General features: G+C 66.9%; 17 protein-coding genes and 3 pseudogenes. 18 read left to right on the forward strand and 2 right to left on the reverse strand.

The window, feature by feature from the left end; genetic code table 11:
- The 7 genes from WEB06_15065 to WEB06_15095 all read left to right on the forward strand — a co-directional run.
- A partial coding sequence (locus WEB06_15065; protein ID MEX2556933.1) for a cytochrome c biogenesis protein CcdA occupies positions 1 to 1,452 on the forward strand: 1,452 nt, incomplete at its 5' end.
- Entirely contained in the window at positions 1,392 to 3,002 is a 1,611-nt protein-coding gene (locus WEB06_15070; GenBank protein ID MEX2556934.1) for a cytochrome c biogenesis protein ResB, read from the forward strand. The genes WEB06_15065 and WEB06_15070, both read left to right, overlap by 61 nt.
- Positions 2,995 to 3,960, forward strand: a complete 966-nt coding sequence (ccsB, locus tag WEB06_15075; GenBank protein MEX2556935.1) for a c-type cytochrome biogenesis protein CcsB — start codon at positions 2,995 to 2,997, stop codon at positions 3,958 to 3,960. The genes WEB06_15070 and ccsB overlap by 8 nt, the downstream gene beginning before the upstream one ends.
- A gap of 47 nt (positions 3,961 to 4,007) precedes the next feature.
- Positions 4,008 to 5,561 carry a cbb3-type cytochrome c oxidase subunit I gene (locus WEB06_15080; protein ID MEX2556936.1) on the forward strand — a complete coding sequence of 518 codons (1,554 nt, stop codon included), beginning with the start codon at positions 4,008 to 4,010 and terminating at the stop codon, positions 5,559 to 5,561.
- Positions 5,558 to 6,067, forward strand: a complete 510-nt coding sequence (locus WEB06_15085; protein MEX2556937.1) for a cbb3-type cytochrome c oxidase subunit II — start codon at positions 5,558 to 5,560, stop codon at positions 6,065 to 6,067. Before WEB06_15080 ends, WEB06_15085 begins: the two co-directional genes overlap by 4 nt.
- Positions 6,067 to 6,285 carry a hypothetical protein gene (locus WEB06_15090; protein MEX2556938.1) on the forward strand — a complete coding sequence of 73 codons (219 nt, stop codon included), beginning with the start codon at positions 6,067 to 6,069 and terminating at the stop codon, positions 6,283 to 6,285. Before WEB06_15085 ends, WEB06_15090 begins: the two co-directional genes overlap by 1 nt.
- A complete protein-coding gene (locus WEB06_15095) occupies positions 6,282 to 7,310 on the forward strand; it encodes an LLM class flavin-dependent oxidoreductase (GenBank protein ID MEX2556939.1) in 1,029 nt (342 codons plus the stop codon). The genes WEB06_15090 and WEB06_15095 overlap by 4 nt, the downstream gene beginning before the upstream one ends.
- 3 nt (positions 7,311 to 7,313) lie before the next feature.
- On the opposite strand, the gene WEB06_15100 is transcribed toward WEB06_15095, so the two are convergent.
- The gene (locus WEB06_15100; protein ID MEX2556940.1) at positions 7,314 to 7,514 is read right to left on the reverse strand and encodes a hypothetical protein; all 201 of its coding nucleotides are present in this window, start codon (positions 7,512 to 7,514) and stop codon (positions 7,314 to 7,316) included.
- Positions 7,515 to 7,652: 138 nt separating this feature from the next.
- Here WEB06_15100 and WEB06_15105 point away from each other — a divergent pair, with 138 nt between their 5' ends.
- A complete protein-coding gene (locus tag WEB06_15105) occupies positions 7,653 to 7,895 on the forward strand; it encodes a hypothetical protein (protein ID MEX2556941.1) in 243 nt (80 codons plus the stop codon).
- Positions 7,896 to 7,936: 41 nt separating this feature from the next.
- Here WEB06_15105 and WEB06_15110 read toward each other — a convergent pair whose 3' ends face one another.
- A complete protein-coding gene (locus tag WEB06_15110; GenBank protein MEX2556942.1) occupies positions 7,937 to 8,686 on the reverse strand; it encodes a hypothetical protein in 750 nt (249 codons plus the stop codon).
- A gap of 1,086 nt (positions 8,687 to 9,772) precedes the next feature.
- Between WEB06_15110 and WEB06_15115 the strand changes: the two genes are divergently transcribed.
- The 10 genes and pseudogenes from WEB06_15115 to nuoI all read left to right on the forward strand — a co-directional run bounded on the left by WEB06_15115 (position 9,773) and on the right by nuoI (position 20,079).
- Entirely contained in the window at positions 9,773 to 11,098 is a 1,326-nt protein-coding gene (locus WEB06_15115; protein ID MEX2556943.1) for a geranylgeranyl reductase family protein, read from the forward strand.
- 107 nt (positions 11,099 to 11,205) lie between these two features.
- Positions 11,206 to 11,559, forward strand: a pseudogene (gene ndhC, locus WEB06_15120) (NADH-quinone oxidoreductase subunit A).
- Positions 11,560 to 11,703: 144 nt separating this feature from the next.
- Positions 11,704 to 12,168 (forward strand): annotated as a pseudogene (locus WEB06_15125) (NADH-quinone oxidoreductase subunit B family protein).
- Between the two features lie 101 nt (positions 12,169 to 12,269).
- Positions 12,270 to 12,743, forward strand: a pseudogene (locus tag WEB06_15130) (NADH-quinone oxidoreductase subunit C).
- Positions 12,740 to 14,014 carry an NADH dehydrogenase (quinone) subunit D gene (gene nuoD, locus WEB06_15135; protein ID MEX2556944.1) on the forward strand — a complete coding sequence of 425 codons (1,275 nt, stop codon included), beginning with the start codon at positions 12,740 to 12,742 and terminating at the stop codon, positions 14,012 to 14,014. Before WEB06_15130 ends, nuoD begins: the two are co-directional and overlap by 4 nt.
- Positions 14,011 to 14,601 carry an NAD(P)H-dependent oxidoreductase subunit E gene (locus tag WEB06_15140; GenBank protein ID MEX2556945.1) on the forward strand — a complete coding sequence of 197 codons (591 nt, stop codon included), beginning with the start codon at positions 14,011 to 14,013 and terminating at the stop codon, positions 14,599 to 14,601. Before nuoD ends, WEB06_15140 begins: the two co-directional genes overlap by 4 nt.
- Positions 14,598 to 15,884, forward strand: a complete 1,287-nt coding sequence (gene nuoF / locus WEB06_15145; GenBank protein ID MEX2556946.1) for an NADH-quinone oxidoreductase subunit NuoF — start codon at positions 14,598 to 14,600, stop codon at positions 15,882 to 15,884. Before WEB06_15140 ends, nuoF begins: the two co-directional genes overlap by 4 nt.
- On the forward strand, positions 15,874 to 18,357 hold the full coding sequence (locus tag WEB06_15150) for an NADH-quinone oxidoreductase subunit G (GenBank protein MEX2556947.1): 2,484 nt from the start codon (positions 15,874 to 15,876) through the stop codon (positions 18,355 to 18,357). Before nuoF ends, WEB06_15150 begins: the two co-directional genes overlap by 11 nt.
- Before the next feature lie 2 nt (positions 18,358 to 18,359).
- Positions 18,360 to 19,523: an NADH-quinone oxidoreductase subunit NuoH gene (nuoH, locus tag WEB06_15155; GenBank protein MEX2556948.1), complete on the forward strand. Its 1,164-nt coding sequence runs from the start codon at positions 18,360 to 18,362 to the stop codon at positions 19,521 to 19,523.
- On the forward strand, positions 19,510 to 20,079 hold the full coding sequence (gene nuoI / locus WEB06_15160; protein MEX2556949.1) for an NADH-quinone oxidoreductase subunit NuoI: 570 nt from the start codon (positions 19,510 to 19,512) through the stop codon (positions 20,077 to 20,079). Before nuoH ends, nuoI begins: the two co-directional genes overlap by 14 nt.
- Positions 20,080 to 20,088: the final 9 nt, after the last annotated feature.

Genomic DNA, 20,088 nt, shown 5'->3' on the forward strand with positions numbered 1-20,088 from the left:
CGGCGGCCTGCGGCCGCCGCGAACCCGCTGCTACGCTCGCGTGCCACGATGCGCGCTCGCCATCTCGCGCTCCTCCTCGTAGGAATCGCGCTGCTCGCCTCGGCCTGCGGCGGAAAGGGCCTTGGCACGGGCACGGTCGGGCAGTCGATCGGGCAAGCCGTCGGGTACAACGCGATCTCCTACGAGCCCAAGGATCGGGTGGCGCCGGAAGCATGGACGGGCACCGACCTCGACGGCGCGACCGTCACCAGCGGATCACTCCAAGGCTCGATAACCGTCGTCAACTTCTGGGCATCGTGGTGTCCGCCGTGTCGCGTCGAACAGCCGGGGCTCGTCCGCGTCTCTCAGCTCTTCGATGGGAAAGGGGTCCGCTTCCTCGGGGTGGACATCCGCGATCAACGGGCGGCGGCGCTCGCGTATCTCGCGGAGTTCGCGGTGCCGTACCCGTCGATCTCCGACCCGGACTCGAGGATCGCGCACAAGTTCCGCATGAACACTCCGCCTACGACGTTCGTGCTCGACCGCAAGGGCAGGATCGCGTGGAAGATCATCGGTGCGGCGCGAGAGCAGCAGCTGATCGAGATCCTGAACTTGGAGCTCTCGCGGGTTGAGCCGGTCGCGTTCCTCTCCCAGTCTAAGGAGGGCGTGAAGAGAGCGATAGCGGGTAGCGCGGGGATCCTCGTTGCGTTCTTCGTCGGCGTGATCTCCTTCTTCACGCCCTGCATCTTGCCGTTGCTCCCGGGATACCTCTCATACGTGTCGGGTGTCAGCGGCGAGGTACTGGACAGCGGCGCGCAACGGAAGCGCGTGCTCGCGGGAACCCTGCTGTTCATGCTCGGCTTCGCGATCATCTTCACGGCGCTGGGTGCGACCGCAAGCGCCGTCGGCGGATTCTTGCTCGACCGTTTCACCATCGTCGAGCGGGTCGCCGGCGTGTTCGTGATCGCCATGGGCATCGCGTTCCTGGTCACCGTGTTCGTGCCGCGGCTGACGGCAGCTGCGGGATCGAGCGGAGCCGGGGCGGCGCTCGCACGCGGCGGATTGCGGATCGCGCGGGTCGTCGGCCGGGAGCGAGGTATCGACGCCCGTCCGAAGGCGGGCCTGATCGGCGCGATGCCGCTCGGTATGGCCTTCGCCGTGGGCTGGGTTCCCTGCGTCGGACCGGGTCTGGCTACGATCCTGACCATCGCCGGCACCGAGGGTTCCGCTCTCCGGGGGGCGGTGTTGTTGTTCTCGTTCTCGCTCGGGTTCGGGATTTGGTTCATCCTCGGCGGGCTGGCGTTCCGACGGGCGACCAACGCGGTCGTCGCGATCCGCCGGCACCTGAACGCCTTGACGCTCGTCGGCGGGGTGTTCATGGTCGCCATCGGCGTGATGCTCGTCACCAACACGTGGGGAGAGCTCCTGGCGCCGATCCGCCGCTGGGTCGTCCGCTTCACGCCGCCGATCTGATCCCGATGCAGGCGCCGCCGATCGAAGCTCAGACGACACCGCCGCCGCGCGTGCCGGTGTCGCCGGTGCGATTCCTCAGAGGAGGCTGGCGGAAGCTCCGCCAGATGCGCACGGCGATCATCTTGCTCTTCGTGCTCGCCGCCGGCGCATCGGTCGGAAGCCTCTTCCCACAGCGGCCGGTCAACGAGTTAAAGGTCAACGACTGGATCGCGGCCCACACGAGCTGGGCGAGGCTCGCCGAGTGGTTCGGCTTGTTCGATGTCTATGGGTCGTGGTGGTTCACGGCGATCTACGCTCTGCTTCTGGTCAGCGTTGTCGGGTGCATCGTTCCGAGGACTATGGCGATCGTCCGTCAGATGCGGTCGCGCCCACGCACCGACGGGACGCTTACCGGGCTCCAGCAGTACCGCGAAACGCTCGTGCCTGTGCCGCCCGAGCGCGCACTCGCGGAGGCCGAGCGATCGCTGCGCCGCGGGCGGTTCCGCATGGTTCGCTCGAACGGGACCGTCGCCGGAGAGAAGGGTCACATCCGCGAGCTGGGGTCGATCCTGTTCCACACCGCCTTCCTCGTGCTCCTCCTCGGCATCGTCGTCGGGAAAGGATTCGGATTCAGTGGTCAGGTCGCCGTGGTCGAGGGGGAGCGGTTCACCGACACGCACGTCGCCTACGATCAGATCGACGAGGGCCGGTTCTTCAACGAGCGGCACCGCGGCTTCTCCGTCGAGCTCACCGATTTCAACGTGCAGTTCCATGAGAACGGGATCCCGAAGGAGTTCATCTCGCGCATCAGGGTCTACGAAGACGACGAGCAGGTCGAGGACACGAGGATCCGGGTCAACGAGCCGTTCGTCTATCGCGGTGTGAACGTGTTCCAGCTGGCCTGGGGATACGCGCCGCGCGTCGTCGTCTCGCAGAACGGGAACGTGCTTTCCGATGGACCGGTCATCGTCCTGCAGGACTCCCAGACCGGTGCCTGGCGTGGTGTGGTGAAAGTTCCCCAGACGAAGCCGCGACAGCTCGGGCTCGAGCTCTACTTCTACAACGACCTCCAGACCGCCGACACCAACGACGACGGCTCCGACGAAACAGCCTTCAACCGGTCGCCCTACGCGCGCCGGCCGGTCCTGTTCTTCCAGTCGTTCCGTGGCGACCTGGGTCTGGATCGGCCGCAATCGGTTTACGTCCTCGACAAGACGGCGATGTCGGCCTCCACGGTCGGCGGCGTACCGGTGGCCGGGACCACCGATCTGGGCGACGGGATCACGGTTTCGTTCCCAGAGGTGAAGCAGTACTCGGTGTTCCAGATCGCCTCGGATCCCGGGACGCCGATCATGCTCGCCGCGGCGATCCTCATCTTGGTGGGCCTGTTAACCGCCCTGTATAGTTCCCGCCGGCGGGTCTGGATCCGCGCTTCACCCGACGCTGCGGGGACGCGCGTCGAGGTGGCCGGCCAGGCTTTCCAGCGCAAAGCCGCGTTCGAAGAGGAGTTCAAGGCGCTCGTGCGCAACCTCGACCGAGACCTCGCGCGGAGCGGGCCGAGCGATGGCTGACCAGTCGCTCGCCCAGCTCTCGGACACGCTGTTCTGGGTTGCCCTCGTCCTCTACGCCGTTTCGCTCGTCTCGTTCATCGTAGCGTTCGCGTACCGAGCCAAGGGCGCATCGACGGCTGCGGTCGTCGTGGCCGCGGTCGGCGCGGTCGCCCACGCCGCATCCATCGCATCGCGTGGGATCGCGTCGGAACGGGTGCCGTGGGGCAACATGTACGAGTACTCCTCGATGATCGCGCTCCTCGTCGTCCTGGGGTATCTGCTCGTGGTCGACGGGCGGTACCGGCTGCGCGAGCTCGGTGGCTTCGTGATGGCGATCTCGGTCGTGACCATGGCATTCGCGCGACAGCTCTACGCCCCGGCGGGACCACTGGTTCCGGCGTTGAACTCGATCTGGTTGAAGATCCACGTGATCGCGATGATCACCGCGTCGAGCGTCTTCTCGATCGCATTCATCTTCACGGTCCTCTATCTGCTCAAGGACCGTGCAGAACGGCGTGCAGGCGCCGCGTTCTCCGGCAGCACGGTTGGCGCTGCGTACGCCGGGCCCACCGTCGAAGAGAAAGACGGATTCCCGGTCGACTATCTCGAGTCGGAGGCAGACCCCAGCCGACGGTCGGCGGCGTTGCAAGGCTTCTGGGCCCGGCTCCCGAGCGCCGACACCTTCGACGGCCTCGCGTTCCGCGCGCACGCGATCGCGTTCCCGATCTGGACGTTCGGAACCATCTGCGGCGCGATCTGGGCTTCGAAGGCGTGGGGCCGATACTGGGGATGGGATCCGAAGGAGACGTGGGCGTTCGTGACCTGGACCATCTACGCCGGGTACCTGCACGCGCGCGCGACGTCCGGCTGGCGGGGGCGCCGCGCGGCGCTGATCGCGACGGCCGGGTTCGTGTCGCTGTGGGTCACCTACTACGTCGTCAACCTCTGGATCGTCGGGCTCCACTCGTACGCGAAGTGATCGCGGAGCTTGAGATGACCCACGATCTGAGCGCGCGGGGCTGAGGGATGCCGCCGAGGAAGCAGGCCGTCCGTCCGCCGACGCTGGGCGAGGTGATGCGCGCGCGTCAGGCCGAGATGCGTGCCCGCGTCGACAAGCTCCGCAACCAGTACATCGAGCCCATCCTCGCGCGGTTCCCCGGGATGCTCCCGACGAAGCCGGACTCCGCCGCGAAGTACGCGATGGTCTCGTCGACGATCTGGTTCACCGTCGGCTTGATGCTGGCCCTGGTCATCGCGATCAAGCTCGTGTTCCCCGGGTTCGCTTCCCAGATCTCGTTCCTGAGCTACGGCCGGCTCGCTGCCGCCGAGACGGCGGTCATGACCTGGGGGGTGCTCTTCATGGGATCCGTGGCGGCGATGTTCGCCGTCGTCCCGCGTGTGAGCGGACGGAAGCTGTGGAGCGAGCGCATCGGCGCGCAGACCGTGATCCTCCACAACCAGGTGGTGCTGGCAGGGGTCGTGCTGTTGCTCCTCGGTCGCACCCAAGGGATCAGCGGTCTCGAGCTCCCGTGGCCGATCGACCTGCTCTTGCTCAACGTGATGCTCATGGTCGCGCAGAACGTGGTCGCGACCGTCGCGCGGCGAACCGAGAAGAGGCTTGCCGTTCCGCTCTGGTACTACCTCGCGGCGATCGTGGTTCTGCCGGTGACCTACGGCTTCGGCAACCTCGCGGCTCCGTACTACTTCGGCGTCGACCAACAGATCGTGGCCGGCTTCGCGATCGCAGGGATGGGAGCGGGTCTGGTTCTGATGGGCATCGGAACCGCTTACTACGTGCTTCCCCGTGCGACGGGGCTGCCGATCTACTCGGACCGGCTCGCGATCATCGGCTTCTGGTCGTTCGTGTTCGCGGCGCCGTGGGTGGGTCAGGTCTGGGCCGTCCTCGGGCCGGGCCCCGACCACCTCGAGACGGCAGCGATCACCTTCTCCGGATGGCTGATCATCCCCGCGCTCTGCGTGTTCTCGAACTTCTGGGGGACGATGAAGGGCGCGTGGGCGAAGGTCTTCGAAGAGCCGTCGGTTCGCTACGTGCTCGGCGGAACCGTGTTCTTGTCGTTCGGCTCTCTGCTCCTCGCGTTCGGCTCACTCCGCACCGTTCAGAACGTCGTCGGGTTCACCACCTGGGAGATGGCTACCCAAACGGCGATCGCCGGCGGCCTGGGCATGATCCTGGTCGGGCTCGTGTATCACCTCTTCCCGCGGATCATCGGCCGCGGGCTCTACAGCGCGGCGTGGGCCGCGAGGCAGTTCTGGCTGACCATCGTCGGACTCGCGACGGTCGTGGTCTCGATGGCCGTGGCCGGCCTCCTCCAGGGTTTCTTACAGATCGCCGGCGTCCAGACCGAACAGCCGATCTCTACGGGCGAGGGTTGGTACGTCGTCTCGCTCGCCGTGCGTCCGCTGTTCATCATGAGGATCGCCGGCGGCACGCTCGTGGTGCTCGGCCTGTTCGTGTTCATCCGGAACTTGATCAACACCGTCGTCAACGGCGAAGACATCGAGATCGAGCTGCCGGTCGCCGCCGAGCCGGCGCCGGAGCCGGTAGGAGCGGGTGCATGAATCTGTGCCGGATGCGTAGCGAGCGCGGGATGGTCGGTCCGGCCGGCGTGATCGTCGGCACGATCTTCTGTCTCGTACTCGCGTTCGTCGTCACCGTCCTGCTGCCGATCACCGGCCAGTCCAGCGAGGCGGACGACGCCGGGGAGCCTCGCTCCTACGACGCGCTCGCCCTCGAAGGGCGAGCGCTCTACATCCGTGAGACATGCTTCGCGTGCCACACGCAGGCCGTGCGGAACACGTTCTCGGACTCGCTACTGGGCGCGGCGCCGTCGGAGGCTGGGCTCTACGACAACGAGGCCCCGAACCTGATCGGCGTGATCCGCCTCGGCCCGGATCTCGCATGCGTCGGCGATCGCGAGGACGATCCGAACTGGTTCGTGAACCATCTGAAGGACCCACAGGCGGCGCGCGAACACTCGACGATGCCCCCGTACGACTATCTCTCGAACGGCGAGCTTCAAGCGCTCGCGGCGTATCTGCTGAACCTCACCTGCGGGGAGGGATGATGGCGCGAAGGCCTCCGCCGCGTGAAGGTCTGGTCGAAGAGATCGGCGGCATCCGCATCACCCGCCGCCGCGCTCCGGGCTGGCTGCTCGTCGCGATCGCGGCCGTCGTCGCGTGGGGCCTCTTCTACATCATCACCTACTCGGTGACCGAAGCCGGCTCGTTCGAGGCGCCGGCGACCGGCGTCGTTCGTGTCGCGTTGCGCTTGGCCGGGCTGTGAAGTTCGGTCTCGGGCAGTTCACGCTTCAGATCCCACCTTGGGACAAGCGCAGCCACGCGCAGCTGTACGCCGACACCCTCGAGCACGCGCGGCACGCCGAGCGCGTCGGCTTCGACTCGTTCTGGCTCGCCGAGCACCACGGCGCATCCGATGGATACATCCCCGCGCTGCTGCCGTTCCTCTCTGCCGTCGCGGCCAAGACCGAACGGCTCGAGATCGGGACCGCGGTGATGCTTTCTCCCTTCCACAACCCGCTTCGCGTCGCAGAGGACGCAGCCGTGCTCGACAACATCTCCGGCGGCCGGTTGAACCTCGGTCTCGGGCTCGGTTGGGTGCCCGAGGAGTACCGGATGTTCGGCGTGCCGACGAAGGGTCGCGGTCGCCGGCTCGAAGAGTTCGTCGAAGTGCTGCGGCTGGCTTGGACCGGCGAGCGGTTCACCTACAAGGGGCGGATGCTCAGCTACGAGGATGTGCTCATCCGGCCGGCACCGGCGCACAAGATCCCGATCTGGCTCGGCGGTGGGTCGGCGCCGGCCCTGGAGCGCGCCGCTCGGATGGGCGACGGACATTTCCCCACGTCGACGGGAGCACCATCGGATTCATTCGCCCGCGCAAAGGAGATGCTGGAGATCAGGAAGAGGCTCGGCGTCTCCGGGCCGTACCGGTCCGGGATGTTCATCCCGATCGGGATCGGCGCCGACCCCGACGACGGCTGGGCGAAGATCCGCGACGGCATCCTGCATGTGCGGGGCTCGTATGCGATGTGGGGACAAGGAAAGCTCGACGTGACCGGCGCCCGCGACGAAGCCGCGAAGTGGGAAGACGCCGTGCGCGCGGCGACGATCTGCGGCTCGCCCGAGCAGATCGTCGACACGCTGGCGCCCCACGTCCGCGAGCTCGATTCGCTCGGTCTGGAAGACGCGTTCGTCTCGGCCATCCTCGCCCCGCCGGGCACGCAATCCGACGTCGCCGCCGCGTCGGTCGAGACGTTCGGCACCAAGATCATCCCGGCGCTCCGCGGCTGAGGGTCACGCGAAGCGCGCGACGAAGCTCTCTAGCGGTTCGGGCTTCATGCGGATCGAGAATTCCGAGCCGGACCGGGGATCCACATCGAAGAGCGAGTAGACCACGCCGTCGACAAGCAAGAGGTGAGCGGCGCTTGTGGATCGAGTCTTGAACCGTCCGCCACCCAGATCTTCCGCAAGGAACAGCACGTACGTGGCGCCCACCTCCGGGGGCGGGTCATTCTCGATCTCGTAGGCCCATGCTGAGCACGGGAATGATGCGTCCTCGCGCGCACCGAGCTGACCGCTCTGGCCGACGGCGGGAAGCGACGGGATCGAAGAAGAAGTCGGATTGTCTACGGTGTGGCGCTCCGCCTCGGCTTGAGGCCGAGGTTCGACTCCGGGGGCCAGGGCGGGGAGTCGGGACCCGGCACGATGGACGCACGCGACGCGCTCGGGTCCTTCGTGCCGGCCATGGTCGCATCGGGACGCGTCGCGACGACGAGAGCAGTCGTCGCGGCAAGGAGCGAGGACGGTAACGATTGCGGCGACTTCACGACCGACCGTTCCGGCCGGCTCGCGCTTAACCATCGTTCTCTCCTCTAGGGGCTGGGCGAATCGACCAAGGCTCGTTCGGGTGGGAGGCTCTACTCGAAGCGGGCGACGAAGGCCTCGAGGGGTTCGGGCTTCATGTGGATCGAAGTATCGGCCCGGGGATTCACGTCGCGGAGCGAGTGGACGACACCGTCGACTATCGGGAGGTGTGCGGCGCTCCCGAACTTGGTCCTGAAGCGTCCGGCACCGAGGCTCTTCTCGATGAACAGCACGTAGGTGCTGCCCACTTCCGGGAGCGGGTTGTTCTCGATCTCGTAGGCCCATGAGGAGCACGGGAACGATCCGTCCTTCCGTGCGCCGAAATGATCGCTTTGGACGACCGGGGGAAGCGATCCCTTGAGGGAGCGCTGTACTCGATAGTTCGTCGTTGTGATCGGAGCAACGTCGTCCGGTCCTGAAAAGGGACCAACGCCCCCTGGTTCGGTGCGCGTCCAGTAGCCCCGCTGCGACTCGGCGGTAACGATCGCGACGAAGAGGTTCTGCTCGGTGAGCGCCTCGAGGGTCCATGGCCACCCGCGCGCGGGATCCACCCAGTGGCCTCCGTGCCTAGGCTGATCGCAGTCCGCCGGTGTTGCGCCCTCCATCGGTTTGAGGCCGAGGGTGGACTCCGCGGGCCAGGGTGGCGCGTCTGCCGCGGGCGGGTTGCCCCTAAGGGCCGGCGGCAGCAAGGAAGGCGAAGCCGCCGTCCGCTGCCCGGCGTCGCCTCCGCGAGCCAGGACCATGATCGCGACGATGGTCGCCACGCCGGCGGCTGCGAGTACCGATATGAGGGATCGCTTCATTTGGGTCGCTCTCAACAGGTTGGATGGAACGTCAGCTTGTCGCCGAGGGGTGAGTCGACGCCCGCCTTTCCGACGCTCTGCCCGGCAAGCTCGCTGGCTTGAGCATTCCAGCTGTGGAGTCTGTCCCAGTAGGATTCATTGTTTCCCTGCGCTGTTCGGATGATTGAGCAGGTCGCTCCTTGGCCATCATCGGACCAATCCACCAGGTATTTCACGTTCACGCGGTTAGCGTCGCCCGAGTTCGGGCGAGACACGCACCAGCCGGTTTCGCTAGCTTGTACATTGCACGATCCGTAGCTTGTGACCGAGTGTTTCCCAGTTGAGTGGGTGAGGCCGATCGCGTGGCCAGCTCGTGCATGACGATCCACTTGTTGTAGCGAGGTGTGGTCTCCTGCGGCCCGCAGGTGTTTCCGGTGCATCCGATATTGAGCTTGACGTAGCCCTGATTCGGAGCGCAGTAGCCATTGGAGTCCCAGACAATACATCCTCCGCTCCCGCCGTTGCCGTCGTCGGCGTGGTAAGCGCGGACCACCAGGCTGCAGCTATTCGAAGGGCAGTTGATCAGATTCAGCGGGGTCGGCGTCTCACTCCACGCGTCGGCGGCGTCTCTGATGAAGGGGAACATCTATGCAGGGATCCCGGTGCCCTGCGCGATCCTGTACAGCACTTTCGAGGGATCCGCAAAGCGCCAGGGGTGTTCGGCTTCAGCTTTTGTTGCTATGGAGACGAGTGCGGCCGAGAGCAGAAGCACTGCGACCGTAGTACGGCGCGATCGCCTGATAGTTCTGACCATCTTGGGTTCGTATCCGTACTCGTGAGCGGCCGGGAAAGGCGCCTAATACGCCTATTACGGGCATATTCTCTCTTTTCCCCCGGATGTCAACAAATCGAGGCCGTTGGGCGTGCGGTTGAGCCTGGGCTCCCCCCGGAGGGAGCGATGGGACTAAGCGTGTCTCATCGCGCAAGGGTGAAACTGAAGCCATCCCAGAGTGTTGAACCCTGGATCGTGTCTCCGCTTGTACCCACTCCCGGGTCCGGCGTAGCATTCTTGTGAAAGCGTTCACAAAGCGAGGGCTGGGTGCGACGGTGACGGAGAACAAAGCGGCGAAGCGCGCGCGGAAGCGCCAGGCTGCGCCGGCCGTCGCCGGGCACGAGCCGATTTCGGACGCCTCGTTCGACGCGGTCGTCGTCGGCGGAGGCCCCGGAGGCTCGACCGCCGCCTATTGGCTCGCGCGCGCCGGACGCCGGGTGCTCGTCGTCGAGAAGTCCGCGTTCCCGCGCGAGAAGGTGTGCGGCGACGGCCTCACGCCCCGGGCGGTGCGCTGTCTCGAGGACATGGGGGTGAAGACCGAGGGCCCGGAATGGGCGCGGGCCGACGGGCTCCGGATCTACGGTTCGGGTATGGTCCTCGACCTCCCGTGGCCGGAGCTCGCGACGTTGCCGGATTACGGACTCGTGAGAACCCGGCTCGACTTCGATGCGCTGCTCCTCGATCACGCGCGCGACGCCGGCGCTACGGTCTGGGAATCCACGAGTGTCGAGGGGCCGCTCACCGATCGGGCGGGGGTCGTCACCGGCGTCGAGGTCGCTCGCAACGGCGACCGAGCCAGGGTCGAGGCGCCGGTCGTGATCGCGGCCGACGGCGCATCGAGCAGGTTCGCTATGTCGCTGGGCGGACACCGCCTCCCCAGCCGGCCGATGGGCGTCGCTATGCGTGCTTACTACCGAAGTCCGAAGTCGGCGGAAACGTATTTCGAGTCGTTCCTCGAGCTCTGGTCCGGCGATCACCTGTTGCCCGGCTACGGGTGGCTCTTCCCCCTCCCCGACGGGATGGTGAACGTGGGACTCGGGCTCCTGTCGACGAGCCCCCATTTTCAGCAGACGGATTACAAGCGGATGTTGGAGGACTGGCTGGCCGGCCTCCCGCCGGAATGGGGTTTAGCGCCGGAGAACCGGGTCGGCAAGCCGCGCGGGGGACCACTCCCGATGGGCTTCAACCGCTCGCTCCTTGCGCGCCCCGGCCTGATGGTTGTCGGGGACGCGGCCGGCGTGGTGAATCCGTTCAACGGCGAGGGGATCGCCTACGCGATGGAGACCGGCCGGCTGTCCGCCGAATCGGCCGACGACGCCCTGACGGCCGGTGACGCGGGGGCGGTGCGCTCCTATGTAGACCGCGTCTACGACGCCTACGAGGGCTATTTCGTGATGGGCCGGGTCTTCGCGCGGCTGCTCGGCAAGGGACAGACGATGGGGCTTCTGACCAAATACGCCCTGCCGAACCGGACCGCTATGAAGTTCGCCTTCCGGATCCTCGGCAACCTCACCGACCCGCGGGACGGCGACGCCTACGACCGGATCATCAACGCGCTGGCGCGCGTCGCGCCCGGCCTGCGTGCGGCGGTGAAGGGCTGAGCGCCGCCGTCCGGTCTCGGTTGGTGCGCTCGTGAACGTGCGAGCGGCTTGCATGCGCCGAAAGCAAGTTCTTATCGTGAGGCGCTCGGTCGAGGCGAGGGAGGCTCGTGCTCGCTGACTACCTGCCCATCCTGATCCTCTTCGGCATAGCCACCGTGTTCGCGGTGGCGTCGATCTACGTCGCGTCGAAGATGGGGCCGCACAAGCCGTCGGCGGCGAAAGAAGCGCCGTACGAATGTGGGATCACTCCCGAACGGCTCCCGAACGAGCGCTTCCCCGTGAAGTTCTATCTGATCGCGATGCTGTTCATAATCTTCGACGTCGAGGTCGTGTTCTTCTATCCCTGGGCCGTGATCTTCCGAGAGCTTCGCCTCTTCGGGCTCATCGAGATGGGCGTCTTCGTCGCCTTCTTGTTCGTCGCTTACCTCTACATCTGGAAGCGTGGCGGCCTCGACTGGGAAGAGGACACGGTTTCCTACCGGCGCGCGATCGGTCAACAGATGATCGAGCGAGCGATGCTCTACGGACCCGGCGAGCGTGGCCTCGGCGCGGTGCCGGCTCCGAAGCCCGAGCCCAAACCCAAGCCCGAGCGGATCGGGGCATAGATGGGCATCGAGGAGAAGCTCCCGAGCGGGATCCTCCTCACCAGCGTCCACAAGTTCGTTCAGTGGGCGCGTGCCGGCTCGCTTTGGCCGGCGACGTTCGGCCTCGCGTGTTGCGCGATCGAGATGATGGCGACCGGTGCGGCACACCACGATCTCGCGCGCTTCGGGATGGAGGTGTTCCGTGCATCGCCTCGGCAGGCGGATCTGATGATCGTCGCCGGCCGCGTATCGCAGAAGATGGCACCGGTCCTTCGGCAGATCTACGACCAGATGCCCGAGCCGAAGTGGGTCATCTCGATGGGCGCTTGCGCGTCGTGCGGCGGGATGTTCAACAACTACGCGATCGTCCAGGGCGTTGACCAGATCGTCCCGGTCGACGAGTACGTCCCCGGCTGCCCCCCACGGCCGGAACAGCTGATGGACGCGATCCTCAAGCTTCACGCCAAGATCAAGCTCGAGCCGCTGGTCAAGAGGTAGATCCCAGGATGGAAGGATCGCTCGAACAGGTCTGCGCGGGACTTCGTGAACGTTTTCCCGAGCACGTTTCCGAGCCGGAGGAGCTGTTCGGCGAAGTCTCGCTTCGGGTCTCGCGCGACCGGATCGCCGAGATCTGCACCTATCTGCGTGACGAGGCTTCCTTCGAGCTGCTCGCCGACCTGTCCGGCGTCGACTTCCTCGGCGTTGCCCCCTCCGCCGAGCGGTTCCTGATCGCGTATCACTTGCTTTCGCTGAGCCAGAATGTCCGGCTGCGCCTGCGGGTCTTCCTGGCGGAAGGCGACGAGACCGTTCCGTCGGTGACCGGCGTGTACCCGACGGCCGAGTGGCAGGAGCGCGAGGCGTACGACTTCTTCGGCATCGTCTTCGCGGGTCATCCCGACCTGCGGCGCATCCTCATGCCCGACGATTGGGAGGGCCATCCTCAGCGCAAGGACTATCCCCTCGGCGGAACGAAGGTGGAGTTCAAGGGCGCGATGGTGCCGCCTCCCGACATCCGCCGTCAGCCCACGACAACAACCGGCTATCCCGGGAGGATCGCGTGAGCACGCGTGAGCTCAACGTCGGGGGGAGCGACTGGGACCAGGTGGTCGTCGGCGCCGAAGACGAAACGATGATCATCAACATGGGGCCGCAGCACCCTTCCACGCACGGCGTCCTCCGGCTGGTGCTCGAGCTCGATGGCGAAACGGTCTTGAACTGCTCGCCCGTGATCGGCTACCTGCATACCGGGATCGAGAAGAACACCGAGGTTCGCTCGTGGACCCAGGGCGTCACGTTCGTGACGCGCATGGACTACCTCGCGCCGTTCTACAACGAGCTCGCCTACTGCCTGGCGGTCGAGAAGCTGCTCGGGATCGAGGCGCCGCCCCGTGCGCAGGCGATCCGCGTGATGCTCTGCGAGATGAACCGCATCTCGTCGCATCTGGTGTGGCTCGCGACGGGCGGGATGGAGCTCGGCGCGTTGTCGATGATGTTGTACGGGTTCCGCGAGCGCGAGACGATCCTCGGCCTGTTCGAGCTCATCACCGGCCTGCGTATGAACCACGCGTTCATCCGGCCCGGCGGCGTGATCCAGGATCTTCCCGATGGGGCGCTCGATCAGGTTCGCGCGTTCATCGACGACTTCCCACGCAAACTGAACGATTACGAGAACCTCCTTTCGAACAACCCGGTGTGGCTCGACCGGAACAAAGGCATCGGCCGCCTCGACGCCGCTACCGCGCTCGCGCTCGGAGTCACGGGGCCGATGCTGCGTGCGTCCGGAGTGGCGCACGATCTGCGCAAGTCGCAGCCGTACTGCGGGTACGAGCGCTACGAGTTCGACGTTCCGACCCACGACGCGAGCGACTGCTTCGGCCGATACGTGGTGCGGCTCGCCGAGATGCGGCAATCGCTGCGCATCGTCCGGCAGGTGATCGACGATCTGCCCGGCGGACGGGTCATGGTCGAGGATCCCAAGATCGCGTGGCCGGCACAGCTCCAACTCGGACCCGACGGGCTCGGGAACTCGCCCGATTACATCCGCAAGATCATGGGCGAGTCGATGGAAGCGCTGATCCATCACTTCAAGCTCGTCACGGAAGGCTTCAAGGTTCCCGTCGGCGAGGTGTACGTCCCGATCGAGTCTCCGCGTGGCGAGCTCGGCTATCACGTCGTCTCGACCGGCGGCACGAAGCCGTGGCGCGTGCACGTGCGCGACCCCAGCTTCGTCAACCTCCAGAGCGTTCCTCATATGGTCCAGGGCGGGCTCATCGCGGATGTGATCGCCGCGGTCGCGAGCGTGGATCCGGTCATGGGCGGGGTGGACCGATGACGAACGGGAACGGCGGCGCGCCGCCGCTCTCCTCGGGCTTCCACGCGTCGGCGCGCAAGCTGATCGCCCGTTACCCGGAGGGCCGCTCACAGAGTGCGCTGTTGCCGCTCCTCTATCTCGCTCAGGGAGAGCAGGGCTACGTCTCCAAGGAGGCGACGGGTGAGATCGCCGACCTGCTCGGCCTGACCCGCGCGGAAGTGGCGGCCGTCTCCACCTTCTACACCATGTTCAAACGACACCCGCAGGGTCGCTGGCTGGTCAGCATCTGCACGCAGCCGTCGTGCACGCTCGCCGGCGCGAACGAGGTCAAACAGGCGCTGGAGCAGGAGTGCGGGATCGGCTGCGGCGGCACCACGTCCGACGGCCTGGTCTCGCTCGAAGAGGTCGAGTGCCTGTGCGCCTGCGACGGTGCGCCCGTCGTGTCGGTCAACTACGAGAACTATGAGGGGCTCGGCGCGGACGCGCTGGTCGAGATCGTCCGCGGCCTCCGCGCCGGCGGGATGCCGCCGCCTGCGGCGCGTGGGGACGCCCCGCCCGACTTCGCCGAAGTGAACCGCCGGATGTCGGGCGTGGAGGCGCCGCGATGAGCGACACGGCGACCGCCACGATCCGGGAGACGAAGGTCATCACCGCCCGGTTCGCGGGCGACGGGTCGCTCGACGCGTACGTCGAAAGCGGCGGATACGAAGGGCTTCGCAAGGCGCTCGCCATGTCGCCGTCCGACGTGATCGAGACCGTGAAGACCGCGGGCCTGCGCGGCCGGGGCGGCGCCGGGTTCCCGACCGGCGTGAAATGGGGCTTCATCCCCCGAGACGTGCGTCCCAGCTACATCGTCTGCAACGCCGACGAGGGCGAGCCGGGGACGTTCAAGGACCGCGAGCTGATGGAGAAAGATCCGCACCAGTTGATCGAGGGCATGGCGATCGGGGCCTACGCGATCGGCTGCACACAGATGTACATCTACGTTCGCGGCGAGTTCGCGTACGCGGCCCGAGTCCTCGAGCGCGCCGCGCGCGAGGCGTACGAGAAGGGATACCTCGGCCGGAACATCCTCGGAACGGACTTCGACCTCGACCTGATCATCCACCGCGGTGCCGGCGCCTACATCTGCGGCGAAGAGACCGCACTGCTCGAGTCCTTGGAGGGGAGGCGCGGGCAGCCGCGGCTCCGGCCACCGTTCCCTGCGACGCACGGCCTCTACGGGAAGCCGACGGTCGTCAACAACGTCGAGACGTTCGCGTGCGTGCCGCACATCATGGTCCGGGGGCCGGAATGGTTCCGCGGGCTGGGGACCGAGAAGTCGCCGGGCACCAAGATGTTCTGCGTCTCCGGGGACGTGGTGCGGCCGGGCAACTTCGAGGTGCCGTTCTCGACGACGGCGCGCGATCTCATCGAGGGACACGCCGGAGGGGTGAAGGAGGGAAAAAAGCTGAAGGCGTTCACGCCTGGGGGCGCGTCGTCGACCCCGTTCTTCGGGCCGGACAAGCTCGATGTGCACATGGACTGGGAGTCGGTCGCCGCCGCAGGCTCGCTGCTCGGCACCGGCGCAATCATCGTGTTCGCCGAGGACGCGTGCATGGTGCGCGCGGCCCTGCGCTACACGCGGTTCTACGCGCACGAGTCTTGTGGGAAGTGCACGCCGTGCCGCGAAGGGACCTATTGGCTCGAGTCGACCCTGCGCCGTTTCGAGGACGGCGGAGGGCGCGAAGCGGACCTCGACATCATGGTCGACGTCGCCGGGAACATCGGCGGCCGCTCGTTCTGTGCGCTCGGGGACTTCGCGATCGCGCCGGTGACCTCGACGGTGAAGCTCTGGCGCGACGAGTACGCGGCCCACATCAAGCAGAAGGGGTGCCCGTTTGGCCGCTGAGCGCAAGCCGGTCACGCTCACCATCGACGGCCGGGAGATCACGGTCCCCGACGGGACGCTCATCATCCGCGCAGCCGAGGGGATCGGAACCTACATCCCACGGTTCTGCGACCATCCCTACCTGGCGCCGCTCGGCGCGTGCCGGCAGTGCCTCGTCGAGGTCGAGGGGCAGCGGAAGCCGCTTACGGCCTGCACGACCCCGGTGACCGAGGGGATGATGGTCAAAACGCAGTTCACCTCCGAGATGGCGGCCGATTCGCAGGAAGGCGTGCTCGAGCTGCTGCTGATCAACCATCCGCTCGACTGCCCGATGTGCGACAAGGGCGGCGAGTGCCCGTTGCAGGATCAAGCGCTCGCGTACGGCCCCGGCGGTAGCCGTTTCATCGATCCGAAGCGCCGGTTCGTGAAGCCGGTCCCGATCAGCTCGTTGGTCTATCTCGATCGCGAGCGCTGCGTGCTGTGCGCGCGGTGCACCCGCTTCGCGGACGAGATCTCCGGTGATCCGTTCATCGAGCTGTTCGAGCGAGGCGCTCTCGAGCAGGTCGCGATCTTCGAGGACGAGCCGTATGAAAGCGTCTTCTCCGGCAACGTCATCCAGATCTGTCCGGTCGGCGCGCTGACCGGCGCGCAGTTCCGGTTCAAGGCGCGACCGTTCGACATGGTCTCCTCGCCGAGCGTGTGCAACCAGTGCTCGGCCGGATGCAACACGGTCGTCCAGACCCGCCGCGACCAGATCGTGCGCGTGCTGGCCGCGGACAACGCCGAGGTGAACGAGGTCTGGAGCTGCGACAAGGGCCGCTTTGGATTCGCCTACGTCCAGCGTCCCGAGCGGATCTCAGAGCCGCTCGTCCGCAAGGAAGGAGAATTCGTCGCCGTCTCATGGGCCGAGGCGATCCGCGTCGTGATCGAGCGCCTCGACGGCGCCAAGCGCGCCGGGACGCCGACGGCGGTCCTTTCCGGCGGGCGCCTCGCCGACGAGGACGCGTACGCGTTGTCGCGCTTCGCGCGCACCGTACTGGGCACGAACGATATCGACCAGCGGATGCGCGCCGGATCGGCGGAAGAGGATTCGATCGTCGAGCAGGTCGTGTCCGGCGCCGCTACGTCGTACGGCGATCTCGAGAGCGCGAAGGCCATCGTCGTGGTCGGCTCGGACCTGCAACAGGAGTCTCCGATCGTGTTCCTCCGCGTCCACAAGGCGGCCCGACGCGGCGCGGTCGTCTTCGAGATCGGCGCGCGCACGTCGGCGCTCGGCGGCCGCACCGGAGCCCGCTCCGTGGTCTGCCCGCCGGGCACCGAGGCCGGGATCCTCCTGGGGATCGCTTCCGAGCTGGCAGCGCGCGGGTTCGAAGGCGTCGACGAGGCGCTTCGCGCGGCGGCGACGGGACCGAACGCCACGACGTTGCTCGATCAGTCGCGAGCGTCGGCCGGCGACATCGGGTCTCTGGCCGACGCGCTGGCCTCCGCCGGCCCGGACGCCGTGATCATCTGCGGCGACCGGCTGGCGCAGTCCCCCGGTGCCCTGGCGGCCGCGTGGAACCTGTCGTTGTCGCTCGGCACCCGGTTCGTCTGGCTACCGCGCCGCGCCGCCGTTCGCGGAGGATTGCAGGCGGGCGTGCACCCGAGGTTGCTTCCCGGCGGCCGGAGGGTGGACGACGCTGCCGCACGCACGGAGGTCGAGCAGGTGTGGGGCGGCACGATCCCGGCGACGCCGGGTCGCGACGCGCGTTCTATCCTCGAGGCTTCGGCCGAGCTCGGGCTCTTGCTCCTTGCCGGTGTCGATCCCGCGACCGACTTCGCCGACGCTACGCTCGGGCGCCGGGCCTTGGATCAGGCGCCGTTCGTCGTCGCACAAGATCTCTTGATGACCGAGTCCACCCGACGGGCCCACGTCGTGCTTCCGGCGAACGCCTTCGCGGAGCGCGAAGGAACGCTCACGAATTGGGAAGGCCGCGCGCAAGGGTTCGCGCCGGCGGTAGCCCCGGCCGGTGTTTCGCAAGCCGACTGGGAGATCCTCAGTCTCCTCGCGAACGAGGCCGGGGTCGGCTTCCCGAGGACCCTGATCGAGCTACGCCGCGAGATGGTCTCCCTTCAGCGCGACGATCGGGAGCGCTCACGCGTCGACATGCCGCCGCCGCACCTGCGCCGCCTCGACGAGCACCGGCCGTTCACGCTCCTCACCTACCCGCTCCTGCTCGACGCCGGCACGATGCTGGTCGGGGCGACCGACCTCCTCGAGACCTCCGAGGGAGCGTTCGTCCAGATCGGCCGCGCCGACGCCGAACGGCTCGGCGTCGCGGCGGGGGACCGGGTGCGGGTCGAGTCGGCCTGCGGCTCGGTCGAGGCGCCGGCGCGCATCGGTGCGCTCGCCGATCGTTGCGTGTTCGTGCCGGCGAACAACATCGGGGCGCGCGGCCTCTCTCTGCTCGACGCGGGAGAGCCGATCACGCTCGTGACGGTGGAGAAGGTCTGACGATGGACTGGCTCGACGTCGTCATCGTGGCGATCAAGGCGGTCGTCGTGTTCGGCTTCCTACTCGTCAGCGTGATGATGACGATCTGGGTCGAGCGGCGGATCGTCGCGTTCATGCAGCAACGGATCGGGCCCAACCGCGTCGGGCCGTTCGGGATGCTGCAGTCGCTCGCCGACGGCGTGAAGCTCTTCTTCAAGGAGGACCTCCGCCCGAGCTCCGCGAACGAGCCGGTCTTCTCGCTGGCGCCGTTGTTCTCGATGATCCCGGCGTTCATGGCGTTCGCGATCGTCCCCATGGGCAAGGGGTTCCACATCGGCGACCGCACGATCACGTTCCAGCTGGCCGACCTGAACATCGGGGTCCTCTTCTTCCTCGCGATGGGGTCGCTGATGGTCTACGGCGTCGTGCTCGCCGGCTGGGCATCGGGCAGCGCGTACCCGCTGCTCGGCGCGGTCCGCTCGACGGCGCAGATGATCTCGTACGAGATGGGGCTCGGCCTCGCCGCCGTGGCGGTCACCGTGTGGGCGGGGACCCTTTCCACTTCAGGGATCGTCGACGCGCAGGCCGGTACCTACCTCGGGTTCATCCCGCGATGGTTCATCTTCCCGCAGTTCCCGGCGTTCCTGCTGTTCCTCTTGGCCGGGCTCGCGGAGACGAACCGCCCGCCGTTCGATCTCCCCGAGGCGGAGACCGAGCTCGTCGCCGGATACCACACCGAGTACTCGGGGATAAAGTTCGCGATGTTCTTCCTCGCCGAGTACCTGCACGTGATCACGACATCGGCACTCGTCGTGACGCTCTTCCTCGGCGGCTGGCGGGGCCCGATCCTCCCGTTCCTCGAACCGGTCTGGCCGCTGGTGTGGTTCATGGGGAAGATGGGCGCCTTGATCTTCTTCTTCATCTGGGCTCGCGCCACGATCCCCCGGATCCGATACGACCGGCTGATGGAGATCGGCTGGAAGATCTTCATCCCTGCGGGGCTCGCGTGGGTGATGATCACGGCCACGCTGATCGTGCTGCCGCAAGAGTTCGAACGTGCGACGTTGCTCGCGTGGATCGGCCCGATCTTCGGCCTGGCGGCCGTCGTCTTGCTCGGGAAGGTCACCCGCGAGAATCTTGCGGCGTTGCGCGCCGCCAAAGAGGGAGGCGCGTTTGGCCGTCGTTGAGCTCCTCAGGGGATTCTTCGTGACGGCGAAGCACATGCTCAAGCGTCCCGTCACGACCCAATATCCGGAACAGAAGCGGCCGACGGCTCCACGCTTCCACGGTCGCCACGTGCTGAACCGGTATCAGGATGGGCTCGAGAAGTGCATCGGCTGCGAGCTGTGCGCCTGGGCGTGCCCGGCCGACGCGATCTACGTCCAGGGTGCCGACAACACGCCGGAAGCCCGTTTCTCGCCCGGTGAGCGATTCGCGATCGACTATCAGATCAACTATCTGCGCTGCATCTTCTGCGGACTGTGCATCGAGGCGTGCCCGACGCGGGCGTTGACGATGTCGAACGAGTACGAGCTCGCCGACGACTCTCGTGAGACGCTGATCTTCACGAAGGAGCAGTTGCTGTCGAGTCTCCCGTCGGGCGCCACGCTACCGCCCCACACCGACGAGGAGATCGCGGCACGAGGCATCAACTACTACGGCGGCTTCGCCGGCACCCCCGTACTCACGAGCGCCGACCGGGCAGAACGCGAGGATGAGTCCTCGCACATCCAGCATCACTGAGGAAGGGAT

The organism is Actinomycetota bacterium, assembly GCA_040905475.1.
In the GTDB taxonomy this organism is placed as follows: Bacteria; Actinomycetota; AC-67; order AC-67; family AC-67; genus DATFGK01.